This window comes from Spirosoma areae, from assembly GCF_054781775.1.
The window spans coordinates 166492-184994 of record NZ_BAAGTT010000010.1; the positions used below are offsets into that span (position 1 = coordinate 166492).

Consider the following 18503-nt stretch of genomic DNA (forward strand, 5'->3'; position numbering starts at 1 on the left):
GTATAAACCTTTAGTTCCTCTGTGGTTGACGTTAAGCTTACCAACTCGTTTTCTTATGACCCGACACGGCATAATAAAGGATAAACCCAAACAGCGGAAGCAGCAGACCATAAGCCGCTTGAGGACTAAACGCATCGGTCAGATAGCCGTGCAGCAAGGGCAGCAAGGCACCACCCGAAATCCCCATGATCAGCAGAGCCGAACCAATTTTAGTGAATTTGCCGAGTCGGTTCAGGGCCAGTGGCCACAGAGCGGGCCAAACCGGAGCCAGCCCAAAGCCCAGCAGTGCCACGCAGAGTATCGACGGGAAGCCGCTTGTCAGCAGGGCCGCAATGGTCAGCACAATACCATACACCGCGCCGAAACGAAGGGCCGTTTGCTGCGAGATAACGCGCGGAATCAGCGCGATGCCCAGCAGATAGCCCGCCAATAATCCGTAAAGCGTATAGGTGGTGAAATACTTGGCCTCGTCATTACCGAAACCGAGGGCTTTGCCATAGTTAATGATGGTGTCGCCCGCAATCACTTCGGCGCCGACGTAGCAAAACAGGGCCAACACGCCCAGAACAAGGTTCGGAAACTGCCAGACACTCGTGTGAGCAGCCGCATCGGCGGGGGCGTCGTCCTGTTCTTCCGACACTTCGGGCAGGTTTGAGAAGCGAATCAAACCCGCCAGCACAACCAGCACACCGGTCAGAATGAGATAGGGCGTCACCACTTTTTCGAGCGAAGCCGCCCCCGATACGGCATTAGCCCCCGTCAGCAGCAGCCCGCCAAAGATATACTGGCTGGCAATTCCTGCCAGTTTGTTGGCAACACCCATAAAACTAATGCGCTGGGCGGCACTTTCGCGCGGGCCGAGGATGGTGGCGTAGGGGTTGGAGGCCGTTTGCAACACCGTCAGGCCAATTCCGATCAAAAACAGCCCCCCCAAAAACAGTGGGTACGACAGGGATTTAGCGGCTGGTACGAAAATCAGCGTGCCAACGGCCATCACCAATAACCCCAGCGACATACCATTTTTAAAACCCGTCCGCTTCAGCACCGCCGACGACGGGATGGCCATTAACGTATACGAAATGAAAAAGGCAAAGGCTACTAAATTGGAGCCTACTGTGCTGAGGTTGAATGCCTGCTTGAAAAACGCAATCAGCACACTGTTGACCCACGTAACGAAGCCAAAAATGAAGAATAGCGCACCGATAATCAGGAGAGGGCCGGTGTAATTCTGGGTTTTAGGGGGAGCAGTCGGGGTCATTTGTTGGAAAAGGGATAATATAAAATGAATAATGAGCCACAGAGGAATTGTAGGCGATTTAAGTTGCTAAACTACACTTTTCTACGTTCATTATCCATTTGAGGCCGTCCTTGGGATTCATTCTACATTTTTCATTAGAAAGCATCCGTCAGGCCAAAAATTGGCTTGTTTGTTTTCCATTTGCCCCGCGTGAAATCAGGAATATCAACGGGTTTGCTGCCGCCCGCAATGCTCTGTTCCGACAGCGGGCTGATGGCGCTCCAGACAGCCGCATCATACACGTCGATGGGTGGGGGTGTTTTGGTCTTGACCGACTCAATGAAGGCCCGAAGTACGAAAAAATCAATGCCGCCATGTCCGGCGTTTTCGGCCGTTTGGGCGTGACGTTGCCAGAGCGGATGATCGTATTTCTCCTGATAGGCCCCAAATGGCTCCCAACTGTGGGGCTTAGGCGAAACACCCTCCAGATAAATCATGTCATTATCGTCCATCCAGATGCCCTTGGTTCCCTGCGCCCGGAAACCGAGCGAGTAGGGGCGGGGGGAGTTCGTATCGTGCATGATAACGATATTCTCGCCGTTGGCGCACTGAATCATGGTTGTGACAACATCGCCCAGTTTGAAGTTGACTTTTGCATTCGGGTGGTCGGCTCCGCCCTTATCGACCACGTAGTTGTGTAGCCCCCGGCTTTTAGTGGCCATGCTGGTGAGGTGCAGGAAACGGTTGCCCCGGTTAATATCGAGCCAGTGGGCTACCGGGCCGAGGCCGTGCGTTGGGTAGAGGTCGCCGTTGCGATCGACGGAATGCTGCGTTCGCCAGTGGGCTTCCGAATATCCTTTGGCGCCAAACTCGGCACCCACGCCGGAAATCGACTTGCCATCGTTGAATTTAATGTTTCGCAAATCGTGCTGATAGCCGCAGTGGGCGTAGGTCATCTCGCCAAACATACCCTTCCGAATCATGTTCAGCACGGTCAGCACGTCGCGCCGGTAGCAAACGTTTTCCAGGATCATGCAGGGCGAGCCGGATTTCTCAAAAGCTTCGACCAACTCCCAGGATTCTTTGAGCGTGACCGTTGCCGATACTTCGACCCCGGCGTATTTGCCCGCTTTCATCGTCGCCACGGCCATTGGCACGTGCCATTCCCAGGGCGTGGCAATCACAACGCCATCAATATCGTCACGTTTGAGCATGTCCTCAAAGGCTTTGTCGCCTTTGGTGTAGGCCACCGGAGCCTTGCGCCCGGCCTTTTCAATCAGTGCGTTGGTCCGGCTGATGGCTTCGGGTGCCGGGTCGCAAATGGCCGTTATCTCAACATCCTCCCGATAAAGCGCCTGCTGAACGTGACTGCGTCCGCGTGCGCCAACACCAATAAACGCCAGCCTGACGTTCGACTCAGCCGGTTTTGCCTTGGTCAGAATAGCCGGAAAAACGGAAGGGGTTGCAACAGATGTTACGGCACCAGCGAGAGCCGCCGTGCGGATAAATTCGCGTCGGGTAGGAGTTTGCATGACGGGCGTTCGGTAGAGAAAGAGTTTACCCGCCAAAGAACGATCATTATTGGAAAAAAGAGAAAAGACGTGGGAAGAAAGGCACCGTTTGGGCGTGATAGGCTGGCGAAAAGATTTGGTTGGGGGTGGTTGGTTCGCTCAAAATTCCCACCAAACGGCTCTTGGATACGATGCGTTCAGCACAAGCGGCTCGCCAATTTTGGGCGTCGTTACATCTGACCCCTGTTCATTTGCCCTTTTGAGAAGCCGTCGAATGGGTTCATTCCAACTGTGGTAGGCCAACGCAAATTTCCCCCAGTGAACCGGCAAAATCGTTCTGGCCCGCAGGGCCTGCCCGGTAGTGACCACTTCTTCGGGAAGCATGTGAATATTGGGCCAGTCTTTGCCGTATTGGCCGCATTCGAGAATGGCCAAATCGAACGGGCCGAGTTTATCGCCAATTTCCTGAAAGTGCTTGCCATAGCCCGAATCGCCACCCAGAAATAAGTTGTACCCATGCAGTTTCAGCGCGAAGGCCGTCCAGAGGGTTTTGCCCCGCCTGAAACTACGCCCCGAAAAGTGCCGCGCCGGAGCCGCCGTAAGGTCGATTCCAGGAGTAACCGAATGATGATCCCACCAGTCGAACTCCACAATTTTGTCAGCCGGAGCGCCCCAGCGTTCGAGGTGAGCACCTACGCCTAAGGCCGTGTAGATTTTCCTGACTTTCGGGATAAGCGCTGTAACGGTCTTGTAATCAAGGTGGTCGTAGTGATCGTGGGTAAGAATCAGGTAGTCGATAGCGGGCATGTCGTCAACGCCATATACGTAGGTGCTGGGGAAGGCCTTCCCGAAAAACGATACGGGCGAGGCACTGCCACTAAACACGGGATCGACTAAGATCGTAACACCCTTTGATTTAATCAGATACGATGAGTGGCCGAACCAAACGATGGTGGGTTTATCGTCGGTTAAAGCGTTCAAATCGGTTTTGACGGCGGGCAGCGGCATGGGGGGCGTATTGTCTTTGGGTTTGTTGATAAAATCCGACATCAGGCCCATATACGACGCATTCTGGCGCATTACGTCGGTGGGTTCGGGGTTTTGGAAAGATCCGTCGCGGTAGTTTGGCGAACGCTTAATGCGGTCCAGCCGGGCTTCGGCGGGGTCGCTCCCGAAGGTGCTTTGCTGCATGAAGAGAAAAGTGGTGGCAATCAGCCCGGTAAGGATAAGTATGGTCAGTAGCATAGGTTTTCGCAGACGTTTCATGGGGGCTAAACGGGTGGGTACTGCATCTGGTTCCGTACGTACTAAAGCAATAGACAGGTGGGAACAATACCGGATAAGCGGGTGTTATTGACCTGAACCATTAGAATGCTTGTTTAACTTTTTTTGAAAAAGGTTGAACAAAATTTATCAATGGGTGGTTTATTAGTTTATACGTCGCATACGAAAGAGCGTCCTGGCTACTCGCTCTGCTGTCTGCCTGTGTTGTACACAAACTTTGTAACGACAGGTTGATCGAACCCTATTTCGATTCATTTTTTATGGACAATTCCCGAACGGAGGTTCCCCGAACGGACGTTCTGAGGGCTAATGCCCCACGGGTTGCTGTGTTTCGGAAAGAACATTTCAACGCGGCTCATCGGCTGAACAACCCAACCTGGACAGACGAGAAAAATGCCCGTGTGTATGGGAAATGCAATAATCCCAACTTTCACGGACACAACTACGACCTGATTGTGCAGGTTATTGGACCTATCGACCCCGAAACGGGCTATGTCATGGACATGAAGCACCTCGGCGACCTGATCAAAGAGCATGTGACTGACCGATTCGACCATAAAAATCTGAACATCGACACCGAAGAGTTTGCCGATTTGAACCCCTCGGCAGAGAATATTGCCATCGTTATCTATAACCTTTTACGCAACCAGCTAAGCGAGGGCTTAGATCTTAAAATCCGACTTTATGAAACTGAACGGAACTTCGTCGAATACCCCGTCTAATGGCACTCCACTGAATGGCCGGGCTGTGAACGGCTCGTCATACAATGGCACCCACAAAAACGGGCATTCAGTAACTTGTGCCTGCGATCAGACCGACGAACTGGTTGACGAAATTGGTGATGCCCACGGAGCAGCGTCCATCGACACGCCTATGCGGGCTGATGCCTTCGACCTGGATGATGCTACGAAAATTGACCTCATTGAAGCGCATTTTCGGGAAATCATGACCATTCTGGGCCTCGACTTGACGGACGACAGCCTTAACGGGTCGCCCCGGCGCGTGGCTAAAATGTATGTGAATGAAGCCTTCAAGGGCCTCAATCCGGCCAATAAACCCGAGCCAACCCTGTTCGCTAATAAGTTTCGGTATCAGGAGATGCTGGTCGAAAAGGACATTATTGTTCAGACGTATTGCGAACACCACTTCGTTCCCATCATGGGCAAGGCGCACGTCGCCTACATTTCGAGCGGCAACGTAATTGGCTTGTCGAAACTGAACCGCATTGTCGATTATTTCTGCAAGCGGCCTCAGGTGCAGGAACGCCTGACGGTGCAGATTGCCGAGGAACTGAAGCAGGTGCTGGAAACCGACGACGTGGCCGTTATCATTGATGCCAAACACCTGTGCGTCTCAACGCGGGGCGTTCGTGACCTGAACAGCTCAACCATCACCTCGTCGTATAGCGGTAAGTTTGCCGAAGAAGCCACGCGGCAGGAATTATTACGCTATGTTACCCAGCCGAGCGTAACAATTTAGGTTAGTCATAAAGTTATAGGGTTATAATGTTGTAAAGTTGGCTGAAGCAAAAACACGCACGCGTCAGCCAACTTTACAACATTATAACCCTATAACCGCTACGGCGGACCGTTTTATAACTCTTCATACATGCAGGGTAAAAATATTCTCATTATTGGCGCCAGTTCGGGCATTGGTTACGCGCTCGCTCAGGAACTCCAGGCACAGGGCGCAACGCTCTTTACCGCCAGCCGCACACTGCCCAACGGCATCCAGTCCACCCACATGCTGTGGGATATTACGACAACTCCAGCCGCCGAGGCACTTACTCAACTGCCCGACATCCTGCATGGGCTTGTTTACTGCCCCGGCAGCATCAATCTTAAACCCTTTCAGCGATTGACCATCGACAACTACCGGGCTGACCTGGAAGTTAATGTGTTGGGAGCAGTAGCGGCCATTCATGCGGCCTACCAGGCCCTAAAAGCATCGAAATCAGCCAGCGTTGTTATGTTCAGCACCGTAGCGGCTAAGTTGGGAATGGGTCTGCATTCGTCGGTTTCGGTGGCCAAATCGGCGGTCGAAGGGCTTACTAAGTCGTTAGCTGCCGAATTTGCTCCTTCAGGCATTCGCGTCAATGCCATTGCGCCTTCACTGACGGATACACCCATGGCGCAGTTTTTGCTCAGCGATGACATCAAGCGCGAGTCTGCTAAAAAACGTCATCCGCTCAATCGATACGGTTCTCCACAGGATATTGCCAGCATGGCTGCTTATCTGCTCACCGACCAGGCCAGTTGGATCACGGGCCAGATTATTGGCGTAGATGGCGGTATGGGGAGCTTGAAATGATGTGCTTTCTAACGTAAATGCTGAGAACAGGTAGTTATCTCAGCATTTACGTTAGAAAGCACATCATTACACCATCGGCCCGACGCGTTCCAGTAGGGTTTTGGTTTTGCGAATGCCTTCGTACTCCTCTAACTTATCGCCCTCGTATTCGATACCGGCGATGCCTTTGAAGTTGCTGTCTTTCACGATTTTCAGAATGCGGCTATAATCGGTTTCAACGCAATTGCCGTTGTCATCGAAGTTATAGGTTTTGGCCGATACCCCTTTGGCATACGGCATCAGTTCTTTGGTGCCCTGGTAGCGGTCATATTCTTCGGCGCAGGTATGTCCCTCGCCACGCTTGAGACAGAAATTGCCGAAATCGGGCAATGTACCCACATTTTTCAGGTCAACCTGTTTCATCACGCCCGCCAGCCACTGGCCGTTTGAGGAATAACCCCCGTGATTCTCAACAATGACGTTGATGTTCATGGTTTTGGCAAACTCGCCTAACTTAGCCAGCCCCTCAGCAGCCGCTTTGGCTACCTCCTCTGCCGTGCCTTGTCCGGCTGCGTTGACCCGTATGGTTTTGCAGCCTAAATAGTTGGCAGCCTCCACCCAGCGGTGATGATTCTCAACGGCTTTCATTCGTTCGGCGGCATCGGCAGCGCCTAAGTTGCCCTCCCCATCAATCATAATAAGGTGGTTTTTGATGCCGTTGTCTTTGCAGCGCGTCAGCAGGTCGTTGAGGTAGGTTTTGTCCTGTGCTTTATCTTTAAAGAACTGGTTAACATACTCAACAATGCTGATATCGAACTCTTTGCGGGCAATGCCGGGAAAGTCCAGGTTCGTAATTTTCCTGGCGAAAAGGGCTTTGTGCAAAGACCACTCGGCCAGCGAAATATCGAAGAACATTTTTTTCGGTGAGGTTTCGGCAAATGCCGTTGGCAGAACGGCCATGCCAGCCAATGAGCCAGCAGCCTGTTTTAAAAACGAGCGACGAGTTGTAGTCATAACGAGACCGGTTTAGGGGAAAATGAATTCGGAAAAGCAGTTGGTTGTTTGCTGATAAAGCACCAAAACAACGGCAAATTACTCATTCGATAGAAAAGCAGGCTGAGGGTTTAGTTGTGTTGAGCTAAGAAGTTGTGACACAGAGATTCACTGAGAAAAACAGAGATACAAAGAGATTTTTATTATTCTCGGTGAATCTCTTGTTCTCTCGGTGGATCTCTGTGTCACTATGTTTTCAATTTCGTAATTTGCCCGCATCTGTCACCCTATCACTGATGATTACCTTCGATACCATTCAGGAGAGCCACGACCGCATTCGGCCCTACATTCATCGCACGGCCATACTCACCAACCAAACCATCGACGACCACGCCGGAGCCGGGCTATTCTTCAAGTGCGAGAATTTTCAGAAAATTGGTGCGTTCAAGGCGCGGGGCGGGCTGAACGCGGTGCTGCAGGTAGCTCAGTATAAAGAAGGTACCGCCATTACGACTCACTCATCGGGTAACCATGCACAGGCCGTTGCTTTTGCCGCCCGGCAGGTAGGAATGCCTGCCTACATTGTGATGCCCCGAACGGCCCCGCAGGTTAAAAAAGACGCGGTTCGGGGGTACGGCGCCGACGTAATCGAGTGCGAACCAACCCTCGAAGCCCGCGAAGCAGGCGTTCAGGAAATCATCGCCCGAACGGGTGCGGTGCTTGTTCACCCCTTCGATGACAACCGCGTAATTGCTGGACAAGCCACAGCCGCTAAAGAACTGATTGAAGACGCAGGCCTGGGGAAATACGGAACAGAGCGGCCCTTCGATACAATTCTGGCACCCGTTGGTGGGGGCGGGCTGCTCAGTGGAACAGCACTAACGACACACTACCTGTCGCCCCGAACCCGCGTCATTGCCGGGGAGCCGGAGGGCGCAGCAGACGCTATCCTGTCGTTTCGGACGGGTCGGGTCGAGCGAGCGCCCTACGTCAATACCATCGCCGACGGCCTGCTGACGAGCCTCAGCGACCGGACGCTGGCGATTATTCGGGCGCACGTTGCCGATGTGCTGACTGTTTCGGACGCGGAGATCATTGCCGCCATGCGCCTGATTTGGGAACGTATGAAAATCATCATCGAACCGTCCTGCGCGGTGCCGCTGGCCGTTGTGCTGAAACACAAAGAGCGGTTTGCCGGGCAAAAAATCGGTATTATTTTAACGGGCGGCAATGTGGATTTGGGAAAGCTGCCGTTTTAATTGCCTCATCAACTCATGAGCGTCTCAATCTGCCCCATCACACCCGAACAAACCTACTCACTTCGCCACACCGTACTCTGGCCTGATAAGCCAGTTGATTACGTAAAGATTGAGAACGATGCAGAAGGGTACCATTTCGGCGCGTTTCAGGGGGAAGATTTAGTCGCCGTAATTTCGTTATTCGTCAGCGGAAAAGAAGCGAATCCACGCCGGGCGAATCCACGCCGGGCCTGTTTTCGCAAATTTGCGGCCCGGCCCGATTGCCAGCGGCAGGGCATTGGCACACTCCTGCTGAACCACGTCATTGCCGAAGCGAAGCGGCTGGAAGCCACAATACTCTGGTGTGATGCCCGACTCGATGCGGCTGATTTCTACCGCCGGTTTGGTATGGAGGCCGTGAGCGACGTATTTTATAAAGGGGCTATCCCGTATGCCAGATTTTCACGTACCTTGTAAGACATTCTCTCAAAGTTTTTTAGAACCATGAAACAAACTCTGAATCTTCTGCTTCTAATCAGCCTGTTAACGATTGCCACTGGCGCAAACGCCCAAACCGCGTCTACTGACTCAACGAACCTGAAGGCCTACGTTGGCTCCTACACTTTTTCCGGCGGGAGCCCGGTGCAAAAATTTACAGTCACGGCTGAGAAAGGCGAGTTGTTCGGTGAGGCTGACAGCTACGGCAGGAATAAACTGCTGAAACAGGCAAAAGCCGATACCTACCAGTCGACCAGTTCCTATGGCTCCATTATTACGTTCGTTCGGGATGCGGCAACAAAAGCTGTAACAAGCCTGACTTTAGCTGCTCAGGGAAACGAATTGGCCGCTAAAAAAGACAATCCGTAACCAAACGGTTCGTCGGCGAGTTGAGTGTTTAACCACAAAAATACTCAACTATGAAACCATCATTGCTTATTCTGGCTGCCGCTACGAGTTCGGGCATTTTCTTTGCCTGTAGTCAGAAGAAAGAATCGAATCAGGCGGGCGAGACAGTTGCTATTGCCGATACGACGATTAGTCTGCCCGCGCCCTACACGACCGAATCGGCCAAAAATTTCAGTAACGTGATTGGCTGGCCCGAGGGAAAAATGCCTCAGGCACCCGCAGGTTTTACCGTTACAGAGTTTGCCCGCGATTTGGCAAGCCCGCGCTGGATATACGTGGCACCCAACGGAGATATTTTCGTGGCCGAATCCAACACTGAGCGGAAAGGGGCTAAAAATGCAGTCATCAATGCCGTGACAGGCCGGGATAAATCGGAGCGAACCGGAGCGAGTGCCAACCGGATTACACTCTTTCGGGATACCAACAGCGATGGAAAACCCGATTTGCGCGAAACCTTTCTGGCAGGACTCAATCAGCCTTTCGGTATGCTGGTGCTGGGCAACAGTTTCTACGCAGCTAATACCGACGGGCTGATGCGCTATGACTACACACCCGGTCAGACGAAACTAACGGCACCGGGCGCATCCACGCTGGGAAAGAAAATTCTGGACCTGCCCGCCGGAGGTTATAACAACCACTGGACACGCAATTTATTGGCTGGTCCCGACGGTAAAAAAATATACATCTCCGTTGGGTCAGGTAGTAATGTTGGTGAGAACGGCATGGAATATGAAGTTCGCCGGGCCAACATTCTGGAAATTAACCCCGACGGTACCGGCGAGCGCGTTTACGCCAATGGCCTTCGTAATCCGGTTGGAATGGCCTGGCAACCTACAACAAAAACCCTCTATACGGCTGTGAATGAGCGCGATGAATTAGGCGATGACCTTGTGCCCGATTACATGACCAGTGTGAAAGAAGGTGGCTTTTATGGCTGGCCCTATTCGTACTACGGTCAGAATGAAGACCCGCGCCGAAAGGATGAACGACCTGACTTGGTGAAAAAAGCCATTGTGCCCGATGTACCCTTGGGAGCGCATACAGCCTCACTGGGGTTGGCTTTTTATGATAAAGAAGCCTTCCCGGCGAAGTACCGAAACGGCGCATTTATTGGGCAGCACGGCTCGTGGAATCGATCGCAGTTTTCGGGCTACAAAGTGGTTTTTGTTCCGTTTCAGAAGGGCAAACCCGGTAAGCCAGAGGATTTTCTGACGGGTTTTATCGCTGGGAAAGACAAGGATGTGTATGGCCGCCCTGTTGGCGTGGCCACCTTGCCCGACGGGTCGCTGCTCGTTGCCGACGATGCCGCCGGGCGAATCTGGCGGGTCTCGGCGGAAAAAATGTAGTGTTTCCCCTCACCCCCGACTCCTCACCCAGAGGGCGAGGGGTGAAAAAGCCAAGTCCTGCTCCCCTCGCCCTCTGGGAGAGGGGTCGGGGGTGAGGGGAACAGCACCTAAAACTGAAACATCAGCCGCGCCCGCAGGCCAACCGTTGTGTTTTTCTGCCAGTTAGGGTCGGGTTGCATCGGCGTTGGGTCAGCCTGCACAGGAAGAGTGAGCACTGGACTGGCCTGTACGACCCAGTGACCGCGTTGCCACTCAAGGCCAGCTCCTATAACAAAACTTGTAATGAGATCGACGGATGGGCTGGTGCTAAATGTATGCTCATCGAAGCCCCGTTGGGGTATGAATACAGGTGAATAGAACGTGCCGGTTTCCGCGCCGGCGAGATTCAGATACGTGCCAACGGTTGTCGATACGGTCAGGGTTTGGGTCAGTGGTATCCGATAGCCGAGATGAAGGGGAATCTGAAGGCGGGTCGCGCGGGTATCAATGTTCAGAATGTCGCGCTTGGGATCAAGGCCACGGGCATACTCCCGTCGGAAATCCCGACGTGTTCGTACATAGAAATCATAATCGTTTATGAATGTACCGTTGTAAGCAGTTTGCCCAAATCCAACTCCCAGAACCCAATGCTTACCCACCAGTACCTCAGTAAATACGCCAGTACTTACTAAACGGCTGGCCAATTCGCCCCCAACACCAGCCCTGAATCGTATTGATGTCGGATTAGCCGGCTGGCTTTCTGGGGTCTGGTTAGCCCTTTGTTCAACAACCGGCGTGGTCCGGGCTGGTCGCAGTGATTTCGCCCGATGAGCCAGCGCTGCCTGCCAGTTAATCCCTTCTGTTGAAAGAGGGCGACTACCTATCAACTCAATTGCTGCGCCTGTTTCCGTAACCCGTTCAGCGGGCGTTGCCAGGTTAATCGGCTGCGTATTGACAGGCGGTTCAATCGAATTCGCGGGAGACGTGCTACCGCTTTTCAGGGATTGATTTTTTGCATTACGGCCATCACCAATCGACTCTTTCGTAGCCCGGCCCGTTGGTTTGCTGGCTGTTAGGGATTCAGTATTAATCGTTTTGTTACCATAAGAAGGAGTAGAGGGTGCATCATACGATTCCGTTTTGGGGTTATTGATTGTATTTTTTGACTGACCTGCCGGGTCGGTAGCAGTCGTGGCTACCGAGGGCAGTCGGTCGGGGGGAGTTTCTGTTCGTTTGGCAACTCGATTGCTGGTAGCCCCGTCCACTTGATCATGAGAAGGCACTGTCCCATAACGGGTTATGTAGACCGTGTCCCGCTGAATCGAAGGCGCACCCGCCTGGGGTTTTGATGAACTAAAGGCCGGGTTCTGTTCGGCCCGACTGCCGCCATCCGTGTGGGCTACCGTCGGGCTGTTTGACGCAGGCGTATCGGCCGCCGTACTTTTGGTTACCGGTTGGGCTGAAGGGTGCTCAGTCAATTGGCCAATCGTACCGCGCAGGTGATTAATCTCGCGACGTTGCCAGACACTGAACGCAATGAGCAGTACCGTGCTAACGGTTGCTGCGGCTAGCAGCCAGGGTTGTGCCAACCAGATGCCCCCGCTAAAGGGTTGTCCAGCCCCCGGCGCACCCGCCTGGGGTGAATCGGATGGCTGCGGGGCTGCCTGCCTGAGGGTGGCCTGCATGCGCGTCCAGTCTTTCTCGGTGAACTCCGGTCTGATACTTTCCAGCTTTCGCCGGATAATATCGGTAAATCGGTCAGTTTTCATGATATGGCGTAGGGGTGGTTGAGCCAGTTTTTTCGTAAAAAGTCTGTTTGATGAGCTGCTGTAACTTCTGTCGGGCGCGGGCGTAGTTGGATCGCACAGTCGCTTCGTTATGGCTCAGAATGCCGGCGATTTCGTGGAGACTGTACCCGTCCACTACGTGCATCATAAACACCGTTCGGTAGGTGGGGCTAAGCTGCTGCACTAAGGCCAGAATCTCCTCGGCGGCAATCCGGTCGACCACGTCATCGTCAAAAGCGACCTGTTCACCTGTCTCCAGTGAACTATGCTGGTCGAACCGATGATTTTTGCGGTAATGACTGATGGCCGTATTGACCAGAATTGTGCGGAGCCACGCTTTGAAGGGGAGCGTTTCGTCGTAGCTGTCTAAGTGCTGAAATGCCTTCAGAAATCCCTCGTTGAGGACATCTTCGGCTTCTTCCACATTCGACGTGTAGCGTAGACAAATGCTTTTGGCATACCCAAAAAACTGTTTGAACAACGTTCGCTGCGCTCGCGGATCGTTGGCGCGACAAGACCGAATGACGCTCAGCAGGTCATGATCGGCGAACGAAGACGATTTTCGGAAAAACAAAATTTGGGCAGATTTAGTAAAGGTTCCTGACTATAAACACCCTACGCTTTTCTAACGTATAACGTTGCATGGTTTATTTAGGTTATTCACAATTTTTGATTGCCATTGCCACACTTACCCTATCCGATACGTACTGGAAGAAAACGGGCTTACTCACCCTATTTTTGTTGACGAATGAATGTGTTGGTAGTTGGCGATGAACATACCTACGGGTATGGGCTGCCAGGTGGTAAATTAAGCTATATTGGCCATTTTATTCGGCAGATAAGCCGCTCAGGGCAGGGAGTCTCTGTTGATGCGTATGCTCATCAGACGATGCCGCAGGTATTGACAACGCTGGCAAAACTACCTATAGAGCAGTATGACCTTATTTTACTTCAACTCGATTACACGGCTATTCAACCGCCTGAGCCGGTCAAACCGGCCGGTAGCAACAACATCTCCCTGCCCTGTCTGCCGGGCGTCTTTCCAAAAGCTGACCATACAATCGGGGCGAGTCCGGCTAGCTTGATTGCCGCAACCATGCGCTTCATGCTATCCCCGACTGGGGTAGGCACGGGGCTCTCTGCCCTGTTAACGCAAGTGCGGCCTTATCGGCATAAGGTCTTGTTGCTGACGCCCTTTCCGCATCGGGAGCCGATTCGTCGCTGGGTGAACAAACACAGCCGGGCTGTTATCGTGCAGGAGGCCAACGACCAGTTGGTAAGCGTTTTCGATACGGATTCCGTTATCCGGCCACGGGACGAATATTTCCTGACCAATGATGCGAAACACCTTAACGCCATAAGCCACGAGTTGCTGGGCCGTTCGCTGTTCGATTTTTATGAGTCGGCCCCAACCATCGTTACCGTTCAGGCAATTCGGCGAGGATGAGTAAAGAGTAGATTTCTGTTGGCTCGGTTGGGGGTAAAACCGAGCCTGTTTTTATGAAAGTTAGACAGCCTCTAAGCGTGCACTTCCAGCTCTTCAGGTTTGGGTTTATCGTCGGTTTTCGGCTCGTCTGGTGTCACATCTTTCCGGCGGCTCATGTACGTGTAAATGACCGGCACGACATAGAGCGTCAGTACTAACGAGAACAGCAGCCCGCCCACAATAACAATGCCCAGCGGAACCCGGCTCTTTGAGGCCGACCCCAGCGCGAGGGCCAGCGGCAGCGCACCGAAAGCGGCCACAAGGGTAGTCATCAGAATGGGGCGAAGGCGCAGAGCCGCCGACTCAACGGCGGCATCAAACTTATTCTTGCCCAATAACCGCTGTTCATTGGCAAACTCCACAATGAGAATACCGTTTTTCGTCACCAGTCCCACGAGCATAATGATGCCAATCTGACTGAAAATATTCAGTGTCTGGTTAAACATCCAGAGTGAGAATACGGCCCCGGCCAATGCCAGTGGGACGGTAATCATGATAATGAGCGGGTCGATAAATGAATCGAACTGGGCGGCAAGCACCAAATAAACGAGGATCAGGGCAAGGCCGAAGGCAAAGATCGTATTGGAGGAACTCTCGGCATAATCGCGCGAAGGGCCGGAAAGGGCCGTCTGAAAGCTCTGATCGAGGGTGCGGGCAGCAATGGCCTGCATAGCCTCCACACCGTCGCCAACGGTTTTGCCGGGCGCCAGGCTGGCCGATACCGTTGCTGATTTGAACCGGTTGTAGTGATACACCTGGGGGGGGCTGCTCACTTCTTTAAACTTCACCAGGTTGTCTAACTGGATCAGTTGGCCCGCATTCGAGCGGACATAGAACGACGCCAGATCGACGGGTTCGTCGCGGTCGCCCCGGGCCACCTGCCCAATGACCTGATATTGCTTTCCGTTCATCAGGAAATAAGCCAGTCGCCGGTTACTAAGGGCTAACTGGAGCGTTTGGGCCACATCCTGCACAGAAATGCCGAGGTTCGTGGCTTTTTCGCGGTCGATGGTGATGTTCAGTTCGGGTTTGTTGAATTTCAAATCCGTATCGGGGTTCACGAAAGTGGGGTCTTTCTGCACTTCATCTAAGAAAAGGGGCAGCTTTTCCCGCAACTTCTCAAAATTAAGGTTCTGAATGACAAACTGAACCGGCTGACCACCCCCCCGGCCCACCTGAATGGTCTGATCCTGATTGGGAAACATCCGGGCTTCGTTAAACTTTCTGAGGTTTTTGGTCAGGTAGTCGACAATCTCCTGCTGGGATCGTTTCCGGTCGGCAGCATCGACCATATTCACCATGACGAAAGACGAATTAACCGAACCCGAACCCGTAAATCCAGGCGCAACCACACTGAACGCAAGTCTGGTTTCCGGAATGGAGTCGAGCACAAATTGCATGATCCGGTCGGTTATCGTTGCCTGGGTTTCAAAACTGGTACCTTCGGGGGAGGTGATCCCAATTCGGGTGCGGCCCCGGTCTTCGAGCGGGGCGAGTTCGGATTTCAGAAGCGATCCGACGCCAAAAATCAGCAGCAAGCATACCCCAATCAGCACAAATGCCCAACCCCGTGCCCGCATAAAGGCGCTAAGCCCACTTCGGTAAGATTCGTCGAGCCAGACAAAGAAGGGTTCGGTTTTTCGGTAAAACCAGGACCGGCCGTGATTTTTGCTGGTCAGTTTTACACTCAATACGGGGGTTAGCGTCAGCGAAACAACCGCCGAAATCAAGACCGCTCCGGCCACCACAATCCCAAATTCGCGGAATAGCCGGCCTACAAACCCTTCGAGAAAAATAATCGGCAAAAACACAATAGCGAGCGTGATGGAGGTAGATATTACGGCAAAGAAAATCTCGTTTGAGCCTTCCCGTGCCGCCTGCTTGGTCTCCATGCCCTGTTCAATCTTCTTGAAAATGTTCTCCGTTACAACGATGCCATCATCGACCACCAGACCCGTTGCCAGCACAATGCCCAGCAGCGTGAGTACATTAATACTAAAGTCGGCTATGTACATAATGAAAAACGCACCAATCAGCGACACCGGAATGTCAATCAGCGGCCGGAAGGCGATCAGCCAGTCGCGGAAGAAGAAGTAAATGACCAGCACGACCAGTACGAACGAGATGAGCAGCGTTTCGCCGACCTCCTCGATGGCCCGCCGGATAAAGATGCTTCGGTCGGTACCCACGCTGACGATAATATCATCCGGCAGATCTTTCTTGAGTTGTTCGAAGCGTTTGTTGAACTCATCGGCAATGCTGACGTAGTTGGCGCCGGGTTGAGGCACCAGGGCCAGAATTACCCCGACAGCCCCATTTTGTTTCGAGAGGGTTTCTTCATTTTCGGCCCCCAGCACGGCATACCCAACGTCTTTAAAGCGAACAATCTGATTGGAAGTTTGCCGCAGAATCAGATTATTAAAATCTTCTTCCGAGGTAAGCCGCCCCACCGCTTTCACTGTCAGTTCGGTGTTGTTGCCGTATACTTTCCCACCCGGTAGTTCAACGTTCTGGGCCGTCAGCGCAGCCTGAATATCCTGCGATGTTAGCCGATAGGCCGATAGTTTGATGGGATCGATCCAAAGCCGCATAGCCTGGCGTTTCAGGCCGAAAATGTTAGCCTGACTCACGCCCGGAATCGTTTGGAGCCGCTCCTGCAGCACGTTCTCCGCGTAGTCCGACAACTGCGTTGGGTTGCGGGTGGTGCTCTGAACGGTCATGAAAATAATGGGGTCGGAGTTGGCATCGGCTTTCGTCACAACCGGCGGGGCGTCGATGTCCTGGGGCAGTTGCCGCTGGGCCTGCGCCACTTTGTCACGCACGTCGTTGGCGGCCTGTTCCAGGTTGGCATCGAGGTTGAACTCCACCGTAATGGTACTGGCCCCCAGAGAACTATTCGACGAGATGGTGCGAATGCCTTCGATGCTGTTCAGCGATTTTTCAATCGGCTCGGTTATCTGCGATTCAATAATTTCGGGATTGGCGCCCGTGTAGTTTGTTCGCACCGAAATCACCGGCGGGTCAATGGCCGGGTACTCGCGAACACCCAGAAAGGTGAAACCGATAACGCCGAACAGGACGATAACGATGGAGAGTACCATCGCAAAAACAGGGCGGTTCAGGCTTAGTTCAGGAAGGCTCATTTTCGTGTTGAGTTTGTTTTTTTGTTTCAGGTGTCAGGTTCAACGGTTCATGTTTAGCCGCCAACATGAACCGTTGAACCTGACACCTGAAACAAATTTAGTTACTGGCTACTTTTGGGCCGGTGCCCGGCAAGGTAATGACGCGGCCAACTTTAACGGGTGCATCGGGTTTTAAAAACAGCAAACCCGTCGTTGCTACGGTATCGCCTGCCTGCACACCCGACAGAATCTGAATGGTCCCTTCCGTGCGAAGGCCCGTCTTCACGTCTCTGAACACGGCTTTGCCATTTTTCACAAGCACGACCTGGTTGGTGCGGGTTTGTGGAATAATGGCCTGTGATGGAACAACCAGGCTTTGCTCGTTCTGAATCGTGAGTGTGACCCGGGCAAAGGTGCCAGGCCGAAACTTGGCTGTTGTGTTATTGATTTTCGCCCGAACGCGCAGGTTACGGGTTGCCTCCTCCACGCCCGGCTCAATGGCATACACTACACCCTGACTCGGCTGGGTGGCACCGTCTACTAAAAACGAAATCGAACTGCCATTTCGCACCGACTGGCCATATTTTTCAGGAATTGAAAAATCCAGTTTGAGCGAGGTGATCTGTTGAAGCCGGGCAATAAGCGTATTGGGTGATACCACCGCTCCGGAACTCACGTTTCGCAGACCGATTACGCCCGAAAAGGGCGCCCGAATCTCGGTGCGTTGCAGATTGGCGTTCACCAGTTCGATGTCGGCCAGCGACGACCGCAGATTAGTCGTCACAATGTCGTATTCCTGCTGGCTGATACCCCCCCGCGCCAGCAATTGCTTATTGCGCTCTTCGGTGCGCCGGGCGTTGTCGGCCTGGGCCTGAAGTTTCAGAAGCTGCGCCCGCAGGTCGGCATCGAAGAGTTTAACCAGCAACGCGCCTTTAACTACGGGCTGGCCCTCGCGGATGTTGAGTTGGGTGATGCGGGCCGAAATTTCGGGATAAATATCGACCTGTTCGGCGGCTAATAAGGAACCACTCGAGACGATGTCTTCTCTGAGTCGTTTGGATATGACAACAAAGCCATTAACGCTGGCCGGCTGGCCGGCGTCCCTTCCGCCCCCGCCTGGTCGGGAACCCGCATCTCCACCTTTTCCACCCCCGCCTTTTCCGCCAGATGCTTCCCCTTTTCCACCCCCGCCTGTGGCTCCCGGAGCCGGGTGTAGTATTTTATTGTACACAATTATCCCGCCGAGTACCAGAACGACGAGACCGATAGCAATCCATCTTTTCACGGAGTAATTAGTTGCAGAGATACGTTAACGGTTAACCGTT

Annotated in this window: 16 protein-coding genes; 8 read left to right on the forward strand and 8 right to left on the reverse strand. The window is 53.0% G+C overall.

Annotated features, from left to right (window positions below; genetic code table 11):
- Positions 1–37 precede the first annotated feature (37 nt).
- From ACYVI1_RS04345 to ACYVI1_RS04355, 3 genes are all read right to left on the reverse strand, one after another.
- Positions 38–1258 (reverse strand): sugar MFS transporter, encoded by a 1221-nt coding sequence (locus tag ACYVI1_RS04345; RefSeq protein WP_460907075.1) that lies wholly within the window; start codon positions 1256–1258, stop codon positions 38–40.
- Positions 1259–1392: 134 nt separating this feature from the next.
- A complete protein-coding gene (locus ACYVI1_RS04350; protein WP_460907077.1) occupies positions 1393–2769 on the reverse strand; it encodes a Gfo/Idh/MocA family protein in 1377 nt (458 codons plus the stop codon).
- 138 nt (positions 2770–2907) lie between these two features.
- Positions 2908–3993: an MBL fold metallo-hydrolase gene (locus ACYVI1_RS04355; protein ID WP_460907079.1), complete on the reverse strand. Its 1086-nt coding sequence runs from the start codon at positions 3991–3993 to the stop codon at positions 2908–2910.
- Between the two features lie 299 nt (positions 3994–4292).
- Here ACYVI1_RS04355 and ACYVI1_RS04360 point away from each other — a divergent pair, with 299 nt between their 5' ends.
- The 3 genes from ACYVI1_RS04360 (at position 4293) to ACYVI1_RS04370 (ending at position 6342) form a co-directional block, all read left to right on the forward strand.
- Positions 4293–4754 (forward strand): 6-pyruvoyl trahydropterin synthase family protein, encoded by a 462-nt coding sequence (locus ACYVI1_RS04360; protein ID WP_460907081.1) that lies wholly within the window; start codon positions 4293–4295, stop codon positions 4752–4754.
- On the forward strand, positions 4717–5511 hold the full coding sequence (gene folE, locus ACYVI1_RS04365) for a GTP cyclohydrolase I FolE (RefSeq protein ID WP_460907083.1): 795 nt from the start codon (positions 4717–4719) through the stop codon (positions 5509–5511). The genes ACYVI1_RS04360 and folE overlap by 38 nt, the downstream gene beginning before the upstream one ends.
- Positions 5512–5640: 129 nt before the next feature.
- Positions 5641–6342 carry an SDR family NAD(P)-dependent oxidoreductase gene (locus ACYVI1_RS04370; RefSeq protein WP_460907085.1) on the forward strand — a complete coding sequence of 234 codons (702 nt, stop codon included), beginning with the start codon at positions 5641–5643 and terminating at the stop codon, positions 6340–6342.
- A 66-nt stretch (positions 6343–6408) separates the two neighbouring features.
- On the opposite strand, the gene ACYVI1_RS04375 is transcribed toward ACYVI1_RS04370, so the two are convergent.
- The gene (locus ACYVI1_RS04375) at positions 6409–7335 is read right to left on the reverse strand and encodes a sugar phosphate isomerase/epimerase family protein (protein ID WP_460907087.1); all 927 of its coding nucleotides are present in this window, start codon (positions 7333–7335) and stop codon (positions 6409–6411) included.
- Between the two features lie 275 nt (positions 7336–7610).
- Here ACYVI1_RS04375 and ACYVI1_RS04380 point away from each other — a divergent pair, with 275 nt between their 5' ends.
- The 4 genes from ACYVI1_RS04380 to ACYVI1_RS04395 are packed head-to-tail and all read left to right on the forward strand — an operon-like array spanning position 7611 to position 10804.
- Positions 7611–8573, forward strand: a complete 963-nt coding sequence (locus tag ACYVI1_RS04380) for a threonine ammonia-lyase (RefSeq protein ID WP_460907089.1) — start codon at positions 7611–7613, stop codon at positions 8571–8573.
- A gap of 15 nt (positions 8574–8588) precedes the next feature.
- Complete coding sequence (locus ACYVI1_RS04385; protein ID WP_460907091.1) at positions 8589–9029, forward strand: GNAT family N-acetyltransferase; 441 nt, start codon at positions 8589–8591, stop codon at positions 9027–9029.
- Between the two features lie 27 nt (positions 9030–9056).
- Positions 9057–9419, forward strand: coding sequence for a DUF3471 domain-containing protein (locus tag ACYVI1_RS04390; protein WP_460907093.1), 363 nt, complete (start codon positions 9057–9059; stop codon positions 9417–9419).
- A gap of 50 nt (positions 9420–9469) precedes the next feature.
- A complete protein-coding gene (locus tag ACYVI1_RS04395) occupies positions 9470–10804 on the forward strand; it encodes a PQQ-dependent sugar dehydrogenase (protein WP_460907095.1) in 1335 nt (444 codons plus the stop codon).
- A gap of 107 nt (positions 10805–10911) precedes the next feature.
- Here the strand turns inward: ACYVI1_RS04395 and ACYVI1_RS04400 are convergent, their stop codons facing one another.
- Positions 10912–12552, reverse strand: coding sequence for a hypothetical protein (locus ACYVI1_RS04400; RefSeq protein WP_460907097.1), 1641 nt, complete (start codon positions 12550–12552; stop codon positions 10912–10914).
- Positions 12542–13144 (reverse strand): RNA polymerase sigma factor, encoded by a 603-nt coding sequence (locus tag ACYVI1_RS04405; protein ID WP_460907099.1) that lies wholly within the window; start codon positions 13142–13144, stop codon positions 12542–12544. Before ACYVI1_RS04405 ends, ACYVI1_RS04400 begins: the two co-directional genes overlap by 11 nt.
- A 174-nt stretch (positions 13145–13318) precedes the next feature.
- Here ACYVI1_RS04405 and ACYVI1_RS04410 point away from each other — a divergent pair, with 174 nt between their 5' ends.
- Positions 13319–14017 (forward strand): SGNH/GDSL hydrolase family protein, encoded by a 699-nt coding sequence (locus tag ACYVI1_RS04410; RefSeq protein ID WP_460907101.1) that lies wholly within the window; start codon positions 13319–13321, stop codon positions 14015–14017.
- Between the two features lie 71 nt (positions 14018–14088).
- Here the strand turns inward: ACYVI1_RS04410 and ACYVI1_RS04415 are convergent, their stop codons facing one another.
- Entirely contained in the window at positions 14089–17199 is a 3111-nt protein-coding gene (locus ACYVI1_RS04415) for an efflux RND transporter permease subunit (protein WP_460907103.1), read from the reverse strand.
- A 97-nt stretch (positions 17200–17296) separates the two neighbouring features.
- A complete protein-coding gene (locus ACYVI1_RS04420) occupies positions 17297–18463 on the reverse strand; it encodes an efflux RND transporter periplasmic adaptor subunit (protein ID WP_460907105.1) in 1167 nt (388 codons plus the stop codon).
- Positions 18464–18503: the final 40 nt, after the last annotated feature.